Origin of the sequence: Polyangium mundeleinium, assembly GCF_028369105.1 — a bacterium.
Lineage (GTDB): Bacteria > Myxococcota_A > Polyangia > Polyangiales > Polyangiaceae > Polyangium > Polyangium mundeleinium.
On the sequence record NZ_JAQNDO010000001.1, the window covers coordinates 12,978,118 to 12,996,400 of the forward strand.

Below are 18,283 nucleotides of genomic sequence, written 5' to 3' on the forward strand. Positions count from 1 at the left end.
GTGACCGCATGGCGAGCGAACGGTACGGCGTGCGAGTGCCCATGAAGGCCTGGAGACCCGGGCGAGGGGACATGCGCGTGCACGTGCAGTCGATCTTCTCCCTCGCGGTCGCGTTCGTATGCCTGGCGGCCTCGCTGCTCGTGGTGACGAACCTCTCGGCGGTGCGAGATCGGTGGTCGCGGGCCGGGCGCGCGACGGTGTACCTGCGCGACGGCGTGGCCGATCCCGACGTGAACGAGCTCGTCCGCGCGCTCGAACGTACGCCCGGGATCAAGCGCGTGCGGCACGTGACGAGCGTGGAGGCGCGGCGCGAGATCGTGGTCGACGAGTCCGACGCGGCGCTCGCCTCGTTGCCGCCGAGCGCGTTTCCGGCCTCGCTCGAGCTCGGCTTCACGGACGACATCGGCGAGACCGATCTCCAGTCGATCGCGCTCAAGCTGCGGGCGCTGCCGGCGGTGGAGTCGGTCGAGACGTACCAGCGCTGGACCGAGCGCCTCTCGTCGCTTCTCGGCGGCGGCGTGTCGGCGAGCGCGGCGCTCGCGGTGGTCGTGATGTGCGCGGTCTTCAGCGTCATCAGCTCGACCATGCGCCTCTTGCTCAGCCGCCGGCGGACCGAGGTCGAGGTCTTGAAGCTCGTCGGCGCGACGAACGAGTTCGTGCGCCGTCCCTTCGTGATCGAGGGCGCGATGCAGGGCGCGGCGGGCGCGGCGGCGGCGATCGCGCTGCTCGGTGGGCTGTTTTTCCTGGTGCGCGGGCGCTTCGATCACGAGCTCGCGAACCTGCTCGGGCTCTCGCCTGCGTTCTTGCCCTGGACCGTGTCGCTCGGGCTCGTGCTCCTCGGCGGCGCGCTCGGCGCGACGACGGCGCTCGTGAGCCTGCGCCGGATGGCGGCGATCTGACATGAAGCGCCGCTCGTCGTTCCTGCCGCTCGTGCTGCTCGCGCTCGTCTCGGGCGCGGCGCAGGGCGGCACGCCCGTGGAGTCGCTGCCCACCCAGGCGCCGAGCGCGCTCTCGTCCGTCAGCGATTTCGAGCGGCTGCTCAAGCACATCGACGACGAGCAACGCGCCGTCGAGACCGAGCTCGCGGGGATCGACCCGCGCATCGAGACCGTGCGCAAGCGCATGCTGGCGCGCGGTCGGGCCTACTACCGCCATGTGCACGCGGGCCTCTTGCCGGTGGGGGAAGGCTTCGACGCGCTCGTCGATCATGCGGCGCGGGTCGAGCGGGTTCGCCGTGCCCTCGAACGCGACATCGCCGACGAGAAGGCGCTGCTCGAACGCCGGACCGAGCTCGAAGGCCGCATCCTCCGGCTCCGCGCCGAGCGCGCGCCGCTCGACCTGCAGCGCGAGGCCATGATGCGGGCCAAGCGCGCGCTCGAAGCCGAAGACGAGCGCAGAGCGGCGTTCGCGCGGGCCTTCGAATCGTCGTCACGCCCGGACTACGTGGCGATTTATGGCGCCGACAGCGGGCCTCGGGACGCGGACGCGCGCCTCGGGTTCGAGGCGCAAAAGGGGCGCCTGCTCTTCCCGGTCGCGGGTCGCGCCGAGGTGCGGCGCTCCTCGAAGCACGGCGTGAGCGGCGTCGATCTCTTCACGCAGCCCGGCGCGGCCGTGCGCAGCGTCGCCGCGGGTCGCGTGGTGTTCGCGGATCGGTACGACAGCTACGCGCTCACCGTGATCGTCGACCACGGCGATCGTTACTACAGCGTGTACGCGAGCCTCGGCGGCACCGAGCTCCGCGCCGGGGATCCCGTGGCCGCGGGCGCGCGCGTCGGGACGGCGCCGAGCGCGGGGCAGGGCGATACCGTGTATTTCGAGATCCGGCGCGGCGCGAGCGCGCTCGATCCCGGCGACTGGCTCGGGCTCTAGAGCCTGGGGATCGACGCGACCGTACAGGTCCTGCGACCTGCCGCGGGGTGGGGCTCGGCGGTGCTTGCTGATGGGTCGACCTGCGCGCGTGTGCGTTGTCTGGGTCCGGCGGAGCTTGTCGATCCAGCTCGAAGGGGTGGTGGGAGGGTGTTGGAGGGGGATGGGACCATCTCGAAGGGGGCGTGGGAGGGTGTTCGAGGAGGGTCGAGGCAGCCGGGGAGAGGCTTGGGAAAGGTGTTGGAGGGGGATGGGACCCGCTCGAAGGGGACGTGGGAGGGTGTTCGAGGAGGGTAGGGACCTGCTCGAAGGGGTGGTGGGAGGGTGTTCGAGGAGGGTAGGGACCTGCTCGAAGGGGGCGTGGGAGGGTGTTCGAGGAGGGTAGGACCCGCTCGAAGGGGTGGTGGGAGGGTGTTCGAGGAGGGTAGGACCCGCTCGAAGGGGTGGTGGGAGGGTGTTTGAGGAGGGTAGGGACCCGCTCGAAGGGTCGTGGGAGGGTGTTCGCATGCCCAGGACCGACGCGAGCGCTCACGATGCCACCATGACTGCCGACCCTGGCACCCCCCCGAGCTCCTTCACCCGCCGCCGCGCCCTCCTTGGCCTCGCCGCGTTCTCGCTCGGCGCCTGTCGCAAGCAGACGCCGCCGCCTGCGGCGGACGGGCTTCGCTGGAAAGACCTCTCGTTCCCCGCCGACGAGCAGCGCGCGCTCGTGCTCGCGCCGCCGTCCGCGCGACCGCTTCCCGTCCTCGTCGCGCTGCATGGTCGTGGGGAATCAGGGCGCGGGCTCGAGGTCGGCGCGTTTGCGTGGCGGGACGATTACGGCCTCGATCGGATCGATCGAAGGCTCTCCGCGCCGCCGCTCACGGGTGTCGATCTCGAAGGGTTTTTCCGATCCGAACGGCTCGCGCAGATGAACGACTCGCTCGCGAAACACCCGTACGAGGGGCTCGTCGTCGCTTGTCCGTACACGCCCGTCGTCGCGGATCGATCCGAGAAAGGCGCCGCGCCCTTCGGCCGGTTCGTGACGGATGTGCTCCTGCCGCGCGTGCGCACCGAAGCAAAAGCGTCCTCGGATCGCGCGGCGACGGGCATCGACGGCGTGAGCATGGGCGGGCGGCTCGCGCTCTTCGTGGGGTTCGCGTTTCCGGAGATTTTTGGCGCGGTCGGCGCGCTTCAGCCCGCGTTGAAGCCGGACGAGGCTCCGGTCTTTGCCAAGCTCGCCCGCGCCGCGATGGATCGGCAGCCGTTCGCGCTTCGGCTCGTGTCGAGCGACCAAGATCCGTTCCTGCCAGCCGTGCGTGCGCTCTCCGCGGCGCTCGCGGACGTCAAGGTCCCGCACCAGCTCGTCGTGACGCCGGGGCCCCACGACTACGCCTGGAATCGCGGGCCCGGCGGGGCCGAGATGCTCCTCTGGCACGAGCGTGTCCTGCGCGGATGGCCCGCCCCCTGAGCGCCGCCGCGCACAAAGCATGGTAAGGCGTCGGCGTGGTCGACCCTTCGGCGCGAGCAGGTAGAACGCCCGGCGGCACGGACACGCCGAGCGGCTACGAGAACACCCTCCGTCCGCTCGCGCTCGCCTGGAGCCGCAGGCGCGGCGATGCCCGGCGCTTCGGCGGCAAGGCCACGAGCCTCGGGCGCCTCGTTCGCGAGGGCCTGCCCGTCCCGCGCGGCTGGGTCCTGCCCGCCGATCACTTCGACGCGCTCGCCGAGTCCACGCTCCCGCGCGGCCACGACCTGCCCACGCTGATCAAGCTCGCCGGCAGCCGCACGGGGATCGATCGCGCCGCGCGCGCCCGCGATCGCATCCAGGCTTCCCAGCTCGCCGCGCCGCTGCAAGCCGCGCTCGAGGCACTCTGGGCGGACGTTGGCGAAAGCGCGCCGTGGGGGCTCGCCGTGCGATCGAGCGCGACGTGCGAGGACGGCGAAGATACGAGTTTCGCCGGGCTCGCGACCACGGTGCTCGGCGTGCGTGGGCCCGAGGGGCTCGCCGCGGCGATCAAGCAGGTGTGGGCGAGCGCGTTTTTGCCGCGCGCGATCGAGTACCTCGCGCATCACGGCGTGCGTGACGTGGCCATGGCCGTGCTCGTGCAGGTGATGGCGCGCGCCGAGGCCGCGGGCGTGCTCTTCACCGCGCCGCCGCCGGGGCTCGCAGGGGAGCACTGGGGCGAAAACGAGCGGCTCGTCAACGTCACGCTGGGGCTCGGCGCGCCCGTCGTGGAGGGCGCGATGCCGACGGACGCTGTGCGCTTCTCGAAGGCGGGCGGCGTGGTCGCGACGATCGTCGCCGAGAAGCGGCGCGCGCTCGTCGTGGGCCCGCGTGGCATCGAGGAGGTCTCGATCCCCGAGGATCACGCGAGGAAGGCCGCGCTCTCGGCCGAGGCGATCGGGCAGCTCGGCGAGCTCGCGAGCCGGCTCGAACAAGGCGGCACAGGGCCCTTCGACGTGGAGTTCGCCGTCGAGCGGACGCCCGAGGGCAAGGATCAGGTGCTCCTCTTGCAGGTGCGCCCGATCGGCGGCGGGGGTTTTCCCGAGGGCGGCGATGCGCAGACGGTCTGGTCGCGCGCGAACGTCGGCGAGGCCTTGCCCGGCGCGGCCACGCCGCTCACGTGGTCGATCGCGCGGAGCTTCAGCGAGAAGGGGTTCCGCGAGGCGTTCGCCGCGCTCGGTTGCCGCATCCCGCGCGGCGCGCACCTCGTCACCAACGTGCACGGGCGTTTCTACCTGAACCTCACGGTGTTCATGCAGATCGCCGCGCAGGTCCCACTCCTCTCGCCTCGCGCGCTCCTGCAAGCCTCGGGCGGCGCGGGCGAGGCCGCGATCGCGCTCCTCGAACGACAAACCGAGGATGTCTCGAAGCGAGGCTTTCTCGCGCGCCTGCCGCTCGTGGTCCCGCGTGTGCTCGCGAGCCAGGCGCGGCTCGAGCGCGACGTCGCGAGTTACGAGATCGAAGCCGAGCGCGCGCGCCGCTCCCTCGCCGAGATGGACCTTGGCCTCCTGCCCGACGACGCGCTCGCCACCACGCTGCGCACCGCGAGCGCGCTGCTCGATCGCACCGGCACGTTGATGCTCTCGTGCGCGTCGGCCTCCCTCGCGAGCCACCTCGCGCTCGCGCGCCTCCTCGACCGCGTCGCCGCGCGCCGCTCCTCCGCGCGGGACGATGACGACGACGCGCTCGCGATGGACCCGCTCATGCCCCGGTCCCTCTCGACCGGCGCGTCCCTCGCGCACGCCCTCGTCGGCGGCGTCCGCGAGCTCGAAAGCGCGGGCCCCGGCGTCGCCCTCGCCCGCATCGCCGTGCGCGCGCGCGAAGAACCCGAGGCCCGCGAACGCCTCCTCGCGGGCAAGGTCCGCGCGCTGAACGATCTTCCCGACGGACCCACGCGTCGCGAGCTCGAAGCTTTCCTCGACACCTTCGGCGATCGCGCCGTCCGCGAAGCCGAGCTCGAGACGCCGCGCTGGCGCGAGGATCCCGCCGCGGTCCTCGCCATGCTCGTCGCCGCACTCCGCGCGCCTGACAGCGACCCCGACCGCGCCCTCGCCCGTGCCCGTGCCCTCGCCGATCGCGAGATGGCCCAGCTCGAAACGCGCATCGGCCCGGCCACGCTCTACGCCGTCCGCGCCCTCGTCACGCGCGCGCAGCGCTTCACCCGCCTCCGCGAGCGCATGCGCATGTGGGTTACGCGTGTGCTCGGCATGCTCCGCACCATCGCGCTCGACGTCGATCGACGCCTCCGTCGCATCGACCCCTCCTTGCCCACGGGCGCCGTCTTTTTCTGCACCTACGACGAGCTCATCCTCGCGCTCCGCAGCGGCCGCGCCGAGATCGGCCACGTCGCGCGCCTGCGCCACGCCGAGCACCTGCGCGACGCGCAGCGCCCCGATCCTCCGCCCACCTTCATCGGCCGCCCGCCGCCCGTACAACTCCCGCCGGCGTTTGGCCGTCGCCTCGTCGGCCTGCCTGCTTCGAGTGGCGTCGTCGAGGGCCGCGCGCGTGTCCTCTCGCCCGGCACCGGCGGCCTCGACGCCGTCAGCGTCGGCGAGGTCCTCATCACGCGCACGACGGACGTCGGCCTTTCGCCGCTCTTCCTCGTCGCCGCCGCGGTCGTCACCGAGCTCGGCGGCCCGCTCTCGCATGCGGCGATCGTCGCGCGTGAGTACGGCGTCCCTGCCGTCGTCAACGTCCCGGGCGCGACCGTGGCGATTCGCACCGGCGATCGCGTCCGCGTCGACGGTGATCGCGGGACGATTGAAATCTTTGGCGACGATGTCAGGTCCAAGGACACGTGAAGCACCGCCGCCTCTTCTTCGCGCTCGGTCTCGGCGCTGCCCTCGGCGCTGCCGCTGCGCTCTCGCTCGCCGAGCCTTCCCGCGCGAAGGCGCCCGCCGCGCCCGCGCCTCCCAAGGGCGGTTTTGCCCCGGATCCGCCGGGCAACGCGTCGAAGAAGCAGTGGGTCTTCGACATCTCGATCCACGGCGGCAAGGCCTCGCTCCCGCGCGTCTCTTCGGTTCTCGTGGACACGCCGACGCCCACACTGCGCATGATGGGCCGGTTCGCGGTCGAGTTCTGGGTCGGCAAGGAGCTGCTCGATCGGATCCGCTTCGACGTACCGATGCTCGATCGCGATCCGAAGAATCGGCGCCGCGACCCGCTGCGGGGCCCGGATTTCACGAACGTCTCGACGCGCCTCAAGGTGCGCATGGCCGACAGCCCGCGGACGGCGTTCGTCGCGCTCGTCGACCGCGCCACGGGCGACGTGCAGCGCTTCGCGTGGCCACCCGACGCTGAAGGCAAGCTCGCCCCGCTCGGCGCGCCGGCTGCGCCTGCGCAGGCCAAGGAGACGACGTCGGACGCTGGTTCGCCGGGGGATTCCGGGAGTTTTGGGGACGCGGGTCCGGGCGACGCGGCGGCGGACGGCCGGTAGGGTTTCTTTTCGGCAGAAGTTCCATGCCGTCCGGGGCTGAGGTAGGCTGCTCGGGCCATGGCAAGCCGTTTGATCGTTGCCTCCCTCGTGATCTCTTCGTTCGCGCTCGCCGGAACGGCGCTCGGCCAGGGTGCGGCCCCTCCGAAGCCCGACGCGGCCAAGCCTGCTGCGGGCGCGGCGGCTCCCACGGCCCCCGCGGCGCCTGCGGGACCGCTCAAGGATCCCGAGAACAAGAAGGGCTTGAGCCCGTACATGGAGGCGATCAAGAAGGGCGAGGACGCGTTCGTCGCGCGCGATTTCCCGAGCGCGGTGACGGCGTTCCAGGACGCGATCAAGATCGACTCATCGAAGATGCTCGGCTTCTACCGGCTCGGCGAGGCGCAGCTCGCCGCGGGCAAACCCGAGGAGGCCGAGGCCGTGTGGAACGTCGCGCTGAACAAGGACGGCCCTGCGGATCTCAAGTCCAAGGTGTTCTTCGTCCTGGCCGACCTACGCGAGCGGCAGCGCAAGCTCGACGTGAGCAAGGAGGCGTGGGCGAAGTACGCCCAGTTCCTCAAGGACCAGGCCGACGCGAAGGGGTATCCGGGCACGCCCGAGGAGCGGCAGAAGGTCATCGACCGCCGCGTGAAGGACGAGAAGGACTACGCCGCCGTGAAGGAGCGCATCCAGAAGCGCCAGGCCGAGCGTGAAAAAGAGGCGGAAGAGAACGCCAAGAAGGACAAGCTCAACAAGTAAAGAACCGTTGAGCCCAAACGAAAAGGCCCGCTGGCGTGAAACCAGCGGGCCTTCGTGTTTGTCGGGTCGTCTCAGCGCTTGTGCACGATGGGCACCGGGCCCGACTCGGTCCAGCGGTAAAACCCTTCGCCGCTCTTCTTGCCGAGCCTGCCCGCGCGCACCATCTGCCGCAGGATCGCGGGCGGCCGGAACTGCTCGCCGATCTCGCGGTGCAGGTGCTCGAGGATCATGAGCCGCACGTCGAGGCCCACGAGGTCGGTCAGCTTGAGCGGGCCCATCGGGTGCCGGTAGCCGAGCTCCATCGCCCGATCGATGTCCTCCGCTGAGGCCACGCCGCTCTCCAGCATGCGCATCGCCTCCGCGCCGATCACCACGCCGAGGCGGCTCGTGGCGAAGCCAGGCATGTCGTTCACGACGATCGGCGTCTTGCCGATGCGCTTGGCGATCGCGAGGCTCGTCGCCACGACGCCCTCGTCCGTGCCGAGCCCGCGCACGACCTCCAAGAGCTCCATCACGGGCGGCGGGTTGAAGAAGTGCAGGCCGATCGTGCGCGCCGCGGCGGCCGTGCGCGTGCCGATCTCGGTGATCGACAAGCTCGACGTGTTCGTCCCGAGGATCGCGCGCTCCGGCGCGAGCGCCTTCACCTCGCGGAGCAGCCCGACCTTGAGCTCCATCTGCTCGGGCGCGGACTCGACCACGAGGTCCACGTCGTTACACGCCTGGGCGAGATCGGACGTGGGCACGAGCGCGCCGATGAGCTCGCTGCGCGCCTCGTTCAGCATCTTGCCCTTCTGCACGAGCCGATCCGTCGCCTGCTTGATCGACTCGATCGCGCGCCCGATCCGCGCCCCATCGACATCGTAGAGATGCGTCACGTACCCGGCTTGCGCCATCACCTGCGCGATGCCCTGGCCCATCGTGCCCGCGCCGAGGACCACGACGCGACGCACGTCCGAGGCCTGCACGAGCTCGCTCATCGCGGCACCGGTTGCGCCGGCTGCGGCTGCGGCTGCGGCGCGCCGCCCTGCTGCTGCTTCGCGCGGAGCGCCTCGATTTGCTGCTGGATCTGCTTCGCCTGATCGGGCGTCAGCTGTCGCAGGGCGCCCGAGCCGAGCGGCGCCGGCGCCGGCCGCGCTTGCGGCACCACCGGCGGCAAGCGCGCGGGCTGCACTTGAGGCTGCTGGGCTTGCGGCTGCGGCGCGGCTTGCGGCGCGGCCTGGGCGGGCGCCGTATCGGCCTTCGGCTGGGCCTCGTCGCCGCTGCCCGAGAGCAGCCACGCGGTGCCCGCGAAGAAGAACAACAAGAGCCCCACGATCGGGATCCACGTGGGCGTGCGCGGCTCGTCGGCCGGCAGCTCCTGCACGGGATCGTTGTCGAAGTGATCGTGATCGTGGGAGGCGTGGTGGCCCGCGGCGTGAGCTCCGTGGGCGTCGTGCGCTGCGCTCATGGTGGGGGAGGGAATGCCCCACTTCCGGCCCGAAGTCCATGGGAAGCCCCCCGGACGATGCGCGCTCCGGGGGCTTTCCGTTTCACGGACCCCAGGGATTGAAGGGCCTGTCCGTGACCGGGACCAGGCGGGAGGTGAAGAACACCCGCATCGTCCCGACTTCCGCGCGCGGACCCGTCAGCACGAAGGGCACTTTCCGCGTCTCGCCCGCGAGCTTGAGCACGAGCTCGCCCCGCACCGGGATGTTCTGGTCCGCGCCCGACGCGCGGGCGATCTCGACCACGTAGCTGCCCGAGGGCGTGTTCACGAGCCCGAGCGCCTCGGTCCGCGTGCTCGTCACGTCCCGCGCGTTGACGAGCGCCTTGCCGGCCGAGCCGAGCCACGAGGTGCGGCGGCCCTGCGCGTCGATGAGCCCGATGTCGAGGTCCACGCCGCCCGTCCACTCGGCCGTGACCTGGATGTCACCGCGCAGCAAGGACGCGGCCGGCGTCTCGGGCTGCGCGAGCAGCTTGTCAATCGAGCTCCGCACCGACTCGCTCGCGTCGAGCTTGAGCAGGCTCGCGAGCTCCGTCATGCCGAGCGTGTTCGCGCAGCGCACCGCGTCCGCGACGAGCTTCGCCTCGCCGGGCGCCATGTCCGCGAGCGCGATGCGGTGCTCGCAGGCGAGGGCGCGGTTGCCCGAGGCCTCGTGCATCTCGGCGAGCCGCGTCTGCGTGGCGCGATCGCCCGGACGAACGTCCGCGAGGCCGCCGAGGATCCGGATCGCGCGCTCCCTGTCGCCCTGCCGCGCCGCGAGATCCGCGCGCGCCGTGAGCGCATCCGGATCGAGCGCGTCGCGCCCGCTCCACTTCGCCGTGAGCTCCTGCGCCTCGCCGAGGCGCCCCGCCGTCGCGTAGAGCGCGAAGAGCTCCACGGTCTTGTCGCGGCTGTCGGGCGTGCTCGCGAAGGCGTTCTCGGCGGCGAGCAGCTTCGTGGCGTTTTGCGAGGCGAGCGTGTTCAGCGCCTCGAACGATCCTTTGCGTTCAAAGATCTTGCGCATCGGGACCAGGCGCTGCGAGGGCCGTCGCGTGCCACTCCATCCGCTGCTGGTGCTGCCGATATCCTCGTCGGCGCTGCGGCCTCTCCATCCGCCTCCCCCGGTCTTGGACGCGGGCTTCGGCGCTGGCGCCGCCATTGTTGCGGTCGGCGCCGGCGGGGGCGAGGGCATGCTCGGCGCAGCGCCGACCGGGGCGGCGCTGTCGTCGCCAAACGCGTCGAACGGGGCCTCCGCCGCGGGAGCCGACTCGGCTCGTTTGCCCTTCGCAGGGCCACGCGTGTCGAGGTCTGCCGAGGCCTCCGTCTCTGCCTCCTGCTTCGCCTCGTCGGCGGCCTTCTCCTCGCCCTCGGCGTCGGCGTTCGAGCTCTTCGCGAGTTCCTCGCCCGTGAACGTCGGCGCGACGCGCGTTCGTTCGAGGCCGAACGCGTTCATCATCGCCTCGCTCTCCAGCACGAGCAGCGAGGTGAAGCGGCTCGCGACTGCGAAGCGCTTCGACAGCTCGATCGACGCGAGCTTGCTCGCCGCGCCGCCCGTGTTCTCGAGCTCCGCGATCTTCGCGGCGGCGTAAAGCCGCGGCACGAACGCGTTGCCCGCGCTCGACGTCGCGAGGATCTTGATCGGGTACGTCTGCTCGAACCGCTCGCTCGCGACGCGTCCGCGCAGCCGGATCGCCCCTTCGATCGCGTCGCCGCTCGACATGCGCGCCACGACGAACGTCTCGCCGCCGGCGCGGATCGGATCGAGCCGCCCGGGCGTGACCTGCGTGAGCCCGGAAGGCAGCTCGATCTCCGGATCCCGCAGCGTCACGCCGTACGCCGCGGAGAGCACCTCGAGCGCCGCGGACGAGACCTTCTGCCCGGGCACGTACGGCACCACGACGCCGCCGCCGCCGCGCGCGAGCGCCGCGAGCGAGGTCAGATCCGCGTCGGCGCCCATCGCCACGGACACGACCGATCCATCGCTGCCCGGCAGCGAACTGCGCACCGCGGCCTCGATGTGCGAAGGCCGCGTCGGGCCCACGGTCGGCGTACCATCGCCGAGGTAGAGGATCCGGAGCTCCTTGCCGCCGAGCGAGCCCGCCGCGCTGCGCGCCGCGCTCACGGCTGCTGCCATGTCGCTGCCGCCGTCCGGCTCGACGCTCCCGAGGAAGCGCTCCACCTCGCCCGCCGCCGCCGCACCCGGCGCGCTCGGCGTGGGCAAACCGCTGCGCCCGTCCTGCGTCATCGGCCGGCACACGGTGTCGCACGCGAGCAGCACGAACGAGTCGCGCCGATCCATCTCGCGCACCATCGTCGAGGCGAGCCGCGTTGCCCGCGAAAAACGCTCGCCCACCATCGACCGGCTCGCGTCCACGACGATCGCGTGCACGCGCTCCTTCGCCTCCTGCCATCGCGGCAGCTTCGGCCGGAGCGCGATCGCCACGTACGGCGACGAATCGAACGCGATGGCGCGCGCCGCCGCGGCCGCGTCCTTCTCCTCGGTCGTCTTCGCCTTCGTCGCCGCAGGCCCGTCCTTCGGCTCCTCCAGCAGCGACGCGCTCGTGGGCTCCATGCGGTACGCCCACGCCGTCGCCTCGCGATCCCGATCGGGGAGCGCGTACTCGACCGTCAGATCACCCGCCGGGACGAACCCCGTCGCGCTCAGCGTGCGCCGCTCGGCTGCTGCATCGCCGCCCGAGGGAGAGAGCTCGTAGCCGCGTGTCTGCACGCCGAACTCCTTGTCGTGCCCGAGCACCTGCAGGTCGAGGTCGAACGCGTCGATCTTCGTCGTCCCGCTCGGATCGTGCGCGAGCGGGTAGGTGAAGCGCCGGACGCCCGCGGCCTGGTCCACGGTCTGCGTGTACGTGAGCACCACGCGACGCGACCCACGCTTCGGGATCGGGAAAATTTTGAGCTCGAAGCGTCCGCCGCGTTGCCACTCGAGCAGCGCCGGATCCCGCCACGGCCCCGGCACCCAGATGATCTCCTCGCGCGGCTTGGGCGTCTTCGGCGCCGCGTTCTGGATGACGCCGCGCCAGATCGCCGCGCCCTTGTCGCGGTCGACGAACGCGCCCTCCATCATCTTGCCGTCCACCTCCAGCGCGAGTTTTTCGATCTGCGCGCCCGGCGGCAGCGGGAAGCGGAAGATGCCTTCGAGCTCCTCGTCCGTGTCGTTCGTGAACGTCTCGTCGACCTCGGTCCGCGCCACGACGTCCACGATGCGCACCTTCACCGAGTGCTTCGCGAGCCGCACCGCGTGGTCCTTCTCCTTGGTTTGGCCGGGCTTGCGCGCGCGAAGCTCCCCGAGCCCGCGCAGCACAGGCGCGTCGAGCTCCTCCGGCGATCGATCGCTCCACTCGAGCGAGTCCGCGACGCTCGACGAGCTCGCCACGAGCGGCTCGCGACCTTTTTCCATGGTCGCCTCCTCGCCTGCGCGCACGTCCACCGCCTTGCCCGACGCCGACCGCACGCGCACCACCCCGCGCGCGACCTCGACGCTCGCGCGGCCCTTGCCGGCCGTCATGACGAGCTTCGTCCCGAGCACTTCGACCTCGCCGTCGCCGACGCCGATCTTCGCGGAAGGCGCGCCCTTCAGGCTCGCCACGTCGGCGACGATCGTCCCTTCCACGAGCTTCGCCTGACGCACCTTGCCGCCTTCGAGCGAGATCGACGAGCCTCGATCGATCGCGAGCTGCGAGCCGTCCGCGAGCGAGACGTACGCCCGCGTGCGCGCGTCCGTGCGCAGCGTCGTGTCGTTCTTGAACGCCCATCCCGGCTTCACCGGCTTGCAGGCGCCGCTCGCGTCGCACGCTTCGAGCCCGCCTTCCTTGTCGGCGGACGCGCGCGCGATCGAGTCGATCTTGCCCGACCACGCGGCTTCGAGCTTCGGCTCCTCCGGCCCCTGCTTCTGTCCCTTCAGGTAGAACCCGGCGGCGGCCGCCGCGGCCATCGCGCCGAGCAGCCCCGCGACGAACTTCGGGCGGCGAAAGAGCGAGATGACCTTGCCCCCCTCGTTGCCCTTCGTCGTCTGCGGAGGTGCCGTGCGCGCTGCTCCTGTCGTCGCGCTCTTCGCCTCGGGCGCGCGTGAGCGCGGCGTATCCCGCTCCGTGATCGCCTGCGTGGGCTCGGCCGCCTTCACCTCGTCGTTCACCGTCGGCGAAGGCTGCGACTCATCGAGTCCGCGCTCCGAACCTTTGGACACCAACGTGTTCGTCCGCGTCCGCGGGGGCTCGCTCTCCGTCGTCGCGCTCGCGACCTCGGTCTTCGCCGTCGCGATGTCCGTGATCCTCGGCTCGGCGACCCGATCCTCGGCGATCACGCTCTTCGGCGCCACGCCGGCCGGCGGCTTCAAGTTCTCCACGTCGAGCCGCGCGAGCACCTTGTCCGCGAAGCCTGCGTCGGCCCGGAAATCGCCACCCGCGTGCCCCACGAACTCCGCTGTGCGCTCCGCGTCGTAGCGCAGGTCCCGGCACGTGTCGCAGTCGGCGATGTGATCGAAGAGCTCCTTCGGCGCCGAGCCGTCCAGCACCTCGGCGATTCGCTCCTCGACCTCGCGGCAGAGCCCACCCACGTTCGTCTCGCTCGTGCTCATCGCTTCACTCCTCGCCGATCTCCGCCCGCATCTTCCCGAGCGCGCGGCTCACGCGTTTGCGCGCCGCCGCCTCGTCGATCCCGCACGCCTGGGCCACCTCTCGGAAGCTGAGCCCCGCGTCGTACCGAAGCACCAAGGCCTCCCGCTCACTCGGCTTGAGCTTCGAGAGCGCGTCGCGCGCGCGCGTCGCCCTCTCCTTCTCCAGCGCGAGCTCGCCCGCGTCCGCGCGTCCCGACGACGTGTCGTGCACCAGCCGGAGCCGCGCCTTCTGCCGCGCCTGCGTCTCGGAGAACCGACCGCAGATCCGACGCGCGATCCCGAACAGGAACGCCCGCACGCTTCCTTCCGCTCGGTACGTCGGGAACGCGTCGTACGCGGCCAGCAAGGTCTCTTGCACGAGCTCCTCGCTGTCCGCTTGCGAGCCCGTGAAGGCCATGCAAAGCCGACCGATCGGCGTTGCGTAGACCCGGGCGCACCGCGCGAGCGCCTCGCGATGGTTGCCCGCCGCGAGGAGCTCCTCGATGTCGCGCGCCTCCTCGGCGTGCGATCGGCCTTCCTTCATTTCTGCACGTGCCAGACCCGGGGCCATGGTTGCCTCTTCGCCTGCCATGTTGCTCGGAGCTCCTCTTTTGTGACCGCGACCGAAGCGAATCCCGCGGACCCCCGTCCAACGACGTCGCGTGGACCCGGAGCGCCCCGCCCCGCGCCGTGGTAGGATCGATCGAGATCGCCGGCCCCTGCCGGCGGCCGGGCCGCCCACGGCGCGACCTTTGCAGCGCCCCCGTCCACGCTACATCATCGCGCGAGCGCCGATCTCGCCGACGAGCTTCGAGGAGCGCCTCCCATGACGAATTTCCCCGCCTCGCCCGCCAAGTCCCCCGCGTTCGGTCACACCTCCGGCGTGAAGAATCGTCAACGCTGGTCGATCGCGGGTTGCCTCGCCGCCCTCGCGCTCATGGCCCCGACGGCGGTCTTCGCCCAGGCGGCGCCCGCGGTCGCCCCGGCCGATGTCGAAGCCCCGCCGGTCGCTCGGCCTCAGCCGAACGCGCCGCCGCGCCGCGTCGCGCCGCCCCCGCAACTGCCCGCCGCCATCCCGCCTGCGTCCACGCCCGCCGCAGAACCCAACACGCCCGCGGATCCGAACGCGAAGAAGGAACCCTCCGTTGAGGAGAAGGCGCTTCGTGGCGTCGTGGCGATCGAGCGCGCCGGCCAGCCCATCTCGCTTGGCGTCACGCTCGCGGGTGACGGTCGTATCCTCGCGGCGCTCTCGCCGCTCGGCTCGGGCAACGATCTCGAAGCGCGCTTCGCCGACGGCGCCGTCGTCCGCGTCAAGCTCGGCCACCATGATCGCACGTGGGACCTCGCGCTGCTCATCCCGCAGTCGGGGCGCTGGACCGAAGGGCTCGTCGCTTCCACGCGGGACCCGCTCCGCACCGACGCGACCATCCGCGGCTTCGCGATGGGGCCCAAGGGCAAACCCTCGGTCGCGCAGATGGTGATCCGTGGCCGGAAAAACCTCCTCGGCGCCGACGACGCCACGCTCGCGAACGCCTTCGAGCTTGGCTCGCGCATCTCGCCGCTCGATCTCGGCGCGCCGGTCATCGACGAGGACGGCCGCGTCGTCGCCCTCCTCGGCCGCGGCTGCTCCCCGAACGAAGGTCGCCCCTGCACGCCCGTCGCGTTCGGCATCCCGATCAACGCCATCCGCAGCTTCCTCCGCAGCGTCCCGCCGACCGCGGTCCAGCCTGCGGCCTGGCTCGGCATCCAGGGTTCGTCCGAGGTCGGCATGTTCGCCAAGGGCGTCCGTGTGCAGAGCATCCATCCGGACAGCCCCGCGGCCGAGGCCAAGCTCAAGGGCGGCGACGCGTCCGTGAGCGACATGATCGTCGCCGTCGACGGCGTGCCCGTGACGAGCCCCGAGCAACTCGCGGAGGTCATCCGGACGCACGCGGTCGGCGAGAAAGTGCCGTTCACGGTGTTTGGCCAGGGCAAGTATCGTCAGGTGACGGTCGTGCTCCGTCAGGCGCCCGATCCGCGCGCCGCACCGAAGGCGCCGCCGGCGCACCCGGCCGAGCTCCCGACGCTCGGCGATGCAGCGCCCCCCACGCAAGCTCGTCCCAAAGCGGACGCGCTCGACCGCAGGAGGTAAGGTCGATCCCATCTGATCAACCTGGAAACGACGCCCGCGACGACCCCTCTCGCGGGATCTCGTTGACACCCCGCCGAACGATCCCGACCATGACCAGCGCGGCTCTCGGCTCCCCTCACTGGAACGAGAAAAGGCGAGCCGCTCCGTCCCTCACATTCGGTGAACCGTGGCTCAACAGCTCCGCATCGAGGTAGCCGGCGAGACGAACGTCGGCCGCAAGCGTAATCACAACGAAGACAACTTCGCGATCATGGCGGAGTACGGCCTCTTCATCGTGGCCGACGGCATGGGTGGTCATGCATCGGGCGAGGTCGCCTCGAAGATGGCCGTCGATGCAATGCAAGAGTTCTTCGCGCAGACGCAGGAGGATCCCGAGCGCACGTGGCCCTACAAGATGGACCGCACGAAGGGCTACGAGGAAAACCGCCTCATCACGGGCATCAAGCTCGCGAACCTGCGCATCTACGAGACCGCGCAGCGCGAGTCGAAGAAGCGCGGCATGGGGACGACGTTCGTCGGCATCTTCACGGCGAACGACGGCGTGTACATCGCGCACGTCGGTGACAGCCGCGTCTACCGGCATCGCGACGGCAAGCTCGAGTGCCTCACCGAGGACCACTCGCTGCTCAACGACTACATCAAGATGAAGCGCCTCACGCCCGAGGAGATCGCGAACTTCCCGCACAAGAACGTCATCGTTCGCGCGCTCGGGATGAAGGAGACCGTCAAGGTCGACACGCGCTTCGAGGTGCCCGCCGTCAACGACACGTACCTGCTCTGCTCCGACGGCCTCTCCGGCCCCGTGAGTGATCCCGAGATCGCCGACATCCTCTCGCGCCACGGCGACATCAAGACCGCGACGGCGAAGCTCATCGAGCGCGCCAACGAGAACGGCGGACCGGACAACGTCACGTGCGTCCTCGTCCGCTGGACGCTCTGATCCACGTCACACGCAGACGACGTCACACGCGCCGCATCCACGGCGCGTGAAGGCGCTCGTGCGCGCGGCACGCGCGGGGATCACTTGCCCGTGGAGAGCATGATCGCCGCGACGATGCTGAAGCCGATCAGCGCGAACAGCACGCCGCCGAGCAGGAAGGGCCAGACGCGGCGCGGCGCGGGCTGCGAGGCGAGGTCGGTCGCGACCGGCTGCAGCCCCGTCTGCTGCTGCCACGGGGCCTGCTGCACCGGCGCGCTCATCGATCGCTGCGCGTAGGACTGCGAGGCCTCCGGGTACGGCGCGTTCGGCATCGGCGTTTGCATCGCCGAGCCGTAGCCCGGTGGCACGCTCGGCGACGCGGACACGGGTGGCTGCACCGCGCCGTACGTCCCCGAGTTTGCCGCGCCCATGTAACTGTTGGAGCTCGGACCATATTGCGACGGGCTCGGCCGCGCCGCGCTCGAGCCCGAGGGCTGCGGCAGCGGCGGCCACTGCGGGCCTCCTCCGCTCGGGTTCGGCATGAGCCGCGCGATGGGCATCGCGAGCGTCGCGGCCGCGTCGTCGGTCGTGTTCTCTGCCTCGATGGGCGGAGGTTCGGGGCGACGGATGTGCGGCTCGTGGCGCGTCACGTCGTACGGCATCGTCCCGCGTGGCCCGCCGCTCAGCGACGACGGCGTGTGAGAGGGCGCGGGCATCGTGTGTGCGGTCCCGAGCGCATTCGGCTGCATGTACGACCCCGACGAACGTGGGCTCAGCTCGCGCCACGCGGCGAGCGCCTCCGTCGCGGTCTGGAACCTCTGGTCCGGGTCTCGCGCGAGCCCGCGCGCGACGAACGCTTCGAGCCGCGGATCGATGGGGCCATCCATCGCGTCGCCGATCCTGCGCGGCGGCGCCTTGGCCTTCATCTCCACCATCACGAGCACGTTCTTCGCGAGGTAGGGGAGCTGCCCTGTCAGCGACTGGTAGATCATCGTCGTGCACGCGTAGATGTCCGCGCGCTCGTCGACCATCTTCGCCTTGCCGATCTGCTCGGGCGGCATGAACGAGAACGTCCCGAGGCTCTGCCCCATCTCCGTCAGCGTCTCGCCCTCCATCTCCTTCGGCAGCTTCGAGATGCCGAAGTCGAGGATCTTCACCCTCGTCGAACCGTCGGGGCGGCGCTCCAAGTAGACGTTCGAGGGCTTGAGGTCGCGGTGGATGATCTTCACGCGGTGCGCGTCCGCGAGGCCCATCCAGACCTGTTCGAGGATGACGTAGAGCTCGTCGAAGGGAATCGGCCCGGTGCGCTTCAGCCGATCGATGAGGCTCTCGCCTTCGAGCAGTTCGAAGACGAGCACGATGCCGAAGTTCGCGTCTTCCTCGACGTCGAGGACCTGCGTGACGTAATCGCTGTTGATCGAGCCCGCCGCGCGCGCCTCGCGTCGGAAGCGCTCGACGGCCGAGTGCTTCGTCTTCGCGTCGGCGTGCAGCACCTTGATCGCCACCTGGCGCCCGGTGCGTGTGTTCTCCGCGGCGAACACCTCGCCCATCCCGCCGCGCCCGAGCGGGCGGATCACGCGGTAGCGATTCGCGATGATGGTGCCGGTTTCGATCTCCAAACGCGCGCCTCGTCCCTTCG

13 protein-coding genes are annotated in these 18,283 nt (G+C 71.0%); 8 read left to right on the forward strand and 5 right to left on the reverse strand.

Features of this window, described 5'->3' with window-relative positions:
• Window positions 1-8: 8 nt before the first annotated feature.
• The 6 genes from POL67_RS51435 (at window position 9) to POL67_RS51460 (ending at window position 7,523) form a co-directional block, all read left to right on the forward strand.
• Window positions 9-899, forward strand: a complete 891-nt coding sequence (locus tag POL67_RS51435; protein ID WP_271930201.1) for a cell division protein FtsX — start codon at window positions 9-11, stop codon at window positions 897-899.
• Between the two features lies 1 nt (window position 900).
• Complete coding sequence (locus tag POL67_RS51440; protein ID WP_271930205.1) at window positions 901-1,869, forward strand: murein hydrolase activator EnvC family protein; 969 nt, start codon at window positions 901-903, stop codon at window positions 1,867-1,869.
• A 538-nt stretch (window positions 1,870-2,407) separates the two neighbouring features.
• Complete coding sequence (locus POL67_RS51445) at window positions 2,408-3,316, forward strand: alpha/beta hydrolase (RefSeq protein WP_271930208.1); 909 nt, start codon at window positions 2,408-2,410, stop codon at window positions 3,314-3,316.
• A gap of 35 nt (window positions 3,317-3,351) precedes the next feature.
• Window positions 3,352-6,153, forward strand: coding sequence for a PEP/pyruvate-binding domain-containing protein (locus tag POL67_RS54040; protein ID WP_271930210.1), 2,802 nt, complete (start codon window positions 3,352-3,354; stop codon window positions 6,151-6,153).
• On the forward strand, window positions 6,150-6,788 hold the full coding sequence (locus POL67_RS51455) for a hypothetical protein (protein ID WP_271930211.1): 639 nt from the start codon (window positions 6,150-6,152) through the stop codon (window positions 6,786-6,788). Before POL67_RS54040 ends, POL67_RS51455 begins: the two co-directional genes overlap by 4 nt.
• A gap of 57 nt (window positions 6,789-6,845) precedes the next feature.
• On the forward strand, window positions 6,846-7,523 hold the full coding sequence (locus tag POL67_RS51460; RefSeq protein ID WP_271930212.1) for a hypothetical protein: 678 nt from the start codon (window positions 6,846-6,848) through the stop codon (window positions 7,521-7,523).
• A 71-nt stretch (window positions 7,524-7,594) separates the two neighbouring features.
• Here POL67_RS51460 and POL67_RS51465 read toward each other — a convergent pair whose 3' ends face one another.
• The 4 genes from POL67_RS51465 to POL67_RS51480 all read right to left on the reverse strand — a co-directional run bounded on the left by POL67_RS51465 (window position 7,595) and on the right by POL67_RS51480 (window position 14,138).
• Window positions 7,595-8,500, reverse strand: a complete 906-nt coding sequence (locus POL67_RS51465) for a 3-hydroxyacyl-CoA dehydrogenase family protein (RefSeq protein ID WP_271930213.1) — start codon at window positions 8,498-8,500, stop codon at window positions 7,595-7,597.
• Window positions 8,497-8,970, reverse strand: a complete 474-nt coding sequence (locus POL67_RS51470; protein ID WP_271930214.1) for a hypothetical protein — start codon at window positions 8,968-8,970, stop codon at window positions 8,497-8,499. The genes POL67_RS51465 and POL67_RS51470 overlap by 4 nt, the downstream gene beginning before the upstream one ends.
• 82 nt (window positions 8,971-9,052) lie before the next feature.
• Window positions 9,053-13,576, reverse strand: coding sequence for a VIT domain-containing protein (locus tag POL67_RS51475; RefSeq protein ID WP_271930215.1), 4,524 nt, complete (start codon window positions 13,574-13,576; stop codon window positions 9,053-9,055).
• Window positions 13,577-13,580: 4 nt separating this feature from the next.
• Entirely contained in the window at window positions 13,581-14,138 is a 558-nt protein-coding gene (locus POL67_RS51480; protein ID WP_232379900.1) for an RNA polymerase sigma factor, read from the reverse strand.
• Window positions 14,139-14,420: 282 nt separating this feature from the next.
• Here POL67_RS51480 and POL67_RS51485 point away from each other — a divergent pair, with 282 nt between their 5' ends.
• Both POL67_RS51485 and POL67_RS51490 read left to right on the forward strand, forming a co-directional pair.
• Entirely contained in the window at window positions 14,421-15,725 is a 1,305-nt protein-coding gene (locus tag POL67_RS51485; RefSeq protein ID WP_271930217.1) for a S1C family serine protease, read from the forward strand.
• A gap of 166 nt (window positions 15,726-15,891) precedes the next feature.
• Complete coding sequence (locus tag POL67_RS51490) at window positions 15,892-16,665, forward strand: Stp1/IreP family PP2C-type Ser/Thr phosphatase (RefSeq protein WP_136933489.1); 774 nt, start codon at window positions 15,892-15,894, stop codon at window positions 16,663-16,665.
• An 80-nt stretch (window positions 16,666-16,745) separates the two neighbouring features.
• On the opposite strand, the gene POL67_RS51495 is transcribed toward POL67_RS51490, so the two are convergent.
• On the reverse strand, window positions 16,746-18,263 hold the full coding sequence (locus tag POL67_RS51495) for a serine/threonine-protein kinase (RefSeq protein WP_271930220.1): 1,518 nt from the start codon (window positions 18,261-18,263) through the stop codon (window positions 16,746-16,748).
• Window positions 18,264-18,283 lie beyond the last annotated feature (20 nt).